The sequence below is a fragment of the Bradyrhizobium algeriense genome (assembly GCF_003062295.1).
Taxonomy (GTDB): Bacteria; Pseudomonadota; Alphaproteobacteria; order Rhizobiales; family Xanthobacteraceae; genus Bradyrhizobium; species Bradyrhizobium algeriense.
On record NZ_PYCN01000231.1, the window covers coordinates 1 to 497 of the forward strand.

1 protein-coding gene is annotated in these 497 nt (G+C 66.6%); it reads left to right on the plus strand.

All coding sequences use genetic code 11. The features are described 5' to 3' along the window. Window positions 1-8 precede the first annotated feature (8 nt). Window positions 9-497 (plus strand): helix-turn-helix domain-containing protein (locus tag C7G61_RS43260; protein ID WP_145963861.1); only part of this gene is annotated, 489 nt, incomplete at its 3' end.

The following is a 497-nucleotide window of genomic DNA, read 5'->3' on the forward strand; positions in this document are numbered from 1 at the left end:
CGGCGACGGTGATCCAGCTTGGAGAAATGCTTATGATCCTCGACCTTCACCGTCAGGGATTGTCCATCTCAGCCATCGCCCGCCGCACCGGGCGCGATCCCAAGACCATCCGCAAGTACATCGCCCATGGTCTCGAGCCGCCGGCCTATGGCCCACGCCAGGTCGAACGCCCCGGCAAGCTGGCGCCCTACCGCGACTACCTGCGCGAGCGCATCGCCGCTTTCCCAGACCTGAGTGCAGTCCGGCTCACCCGCGAGATCCGCGAGTGCGGGTACCAGGGCGCCTACACGGCCGTGAAGCGCTTCCTCGCCACAACCCGTCCCGCCGATCACAGGCCCTTTGAGATCCGCTTCGAGACGCCGCCCGGCCAGCAGGCCCAGGTCGACTTCGCCCGCTTCGTCACCACCTTCAGCGACGAGCCGGGGATGACCCGCATCGTCTGGCTGTTCTCCCTGGTGCTCGGCCACTCGCGCTACATCTTCGCCCGCTTTGTCATG